Below are 1,465 nucleotides of genomic sequence, written 5' to 3'. Positions count from 1 at the left end.
TAATCTGTACCCTTTGTCAAGGACAATTAGAAAAAAACTATGCTAAATTACTAAGATGGTTTCTGTATTGAACAGGAGTCATCTTTTTCAAATCCCATTGATATCTATATCTATTATAATAGATCATATATTTTTTAATTTCTTTCTTTAACTCTACTAAATTTTGACACTCTTTTATGTTTGCCTCATCTTTGAAATGACCGAAGAATGATTCCTGTGGAGCGTTATCCCAACAGTTTCCTCGTCTCGACATAGATTGTCCTAGTCCACAACTTTTAACAAGCTTTTGAAAAATTGGGCTTGTATAATGGCAGCCTTGATCTGAGTGAATAAATGCATCTTTAGATATTTTAATATTCCTATTCTTTTTTAGCTTTAGTATAGTGTCAGTAGCTATATCCATCTTAATATTAGCTGACACATTATATGCCAGTATTTCATTTGTAGAGGCATCTTTAATCGTAGATAAATATGCCCTATTACCCTTTCCATAAAACAAATAAGTTATATCTGTAAGCAATACCTTGCCAGGTATATTTTGCTTAAAGTTTCTATTTAATAAATTTGGTAAAACAGCATGTTCGAGCGTAGCTTTCATCATCCTTCTATAAGGATTCGCTTTTCTAATAGGACATACTATTTGGTATTTTTTCATTATCCTACGGATACGTTTTAAGTTGTATACGATTCCAAATTCGCCTTCTAATGTCATTTTGATCTGCCTAGCTCCTTTTTTGCGACCTTTAAAGTTATATGCCTTTAAGATAGTAGCTCCCACTACTTGATCATACTTGTCACGTTGATCCCTAAATCCCTGTGAATTAACCGAAAAATAGTTATAATAGCCTGAACGAGACACCCCTGACACTTTGCATAAATAGCTAAGCATATTTCTAAGTTTATATTTTTTGATTTGTGAATTGATAAGAATATATTTTTCTTCTGCTGCTAATATTATTTCTTCTTTAGCAGCCTTCTTTCTAGGATGTCGATTTTTTTTAATAATTCATTCTCAGCTTTAAGCAAATTAACTTGTACCTTAAGACGGCTATATTTTTCTTCTATGGAAAGATCTTTCTGGCTTGATCTTCCGCACTTTAATTTTCTTGTATCATTCAGTCCTAATATACCTTCTTTTCTATATGCGGTCTGCCATCTATAAGCTGATGATGCAATTCTCTCCGTTCCAAGAACGTCTATATCAAAACCATATTCTTTAAATATTGCTTTCGGAAATTTTCCATTTTCGTTCTCAGCAATAAAGATACGTTTAAATTCATCGGTATAAGTTATACCTTTAAGACTAACATTTGTTACATATTTGTTTTTGGACAATATTTTCATTTCTTTTTCTGTGAAAATCTTAATGCTCATTTATCCACCTCTATTCTTATATTTAATTATACATAGAAAAACCCTATAGCGTAGGTTTTTTTAAATCGTCTACTCTATAGGGTACATTTTA

General features: G+C 31.3%; 1 protein-coding gene. It reads right to left on the bottom strand.

Annotated features, from left to right (window positions below; translation table 11 throughout):
• Nucleotides 1–37: 37 nt before the first annotated feature.
• Nucleotides 38–1,374, bottom strand: a protein-coding gene (locus KPL54_RS25720; RefSeq protein ID WP_216109317.1) for an IS3 family transposase whose coding sequence is annotated in 2 segments (ribosomal slippage) — nt 38–993 and nt 993–1,374 — 1,338 coding nt in all. Because the reading frame shifts where the segments join, the coding sequence is not laid out codon by codon here.
• Between the last annotated feature and the right edge of the window lie 91 nt (nt 1,375–1,465).

The organism is Clostridium estertheticum (genome assembly GCF_018861295.1).
Lineage (GTDB): Bacteria > Bacillota > Clostridia > Clostridiales > Clostridiaceae > Clostridium_AD > Clostridium_AD estertheticum_D.
Note: the sequence above shows the minus strand (reverse complement) of the source record. Positions and strands in the feature narration are given on the sequence as shown.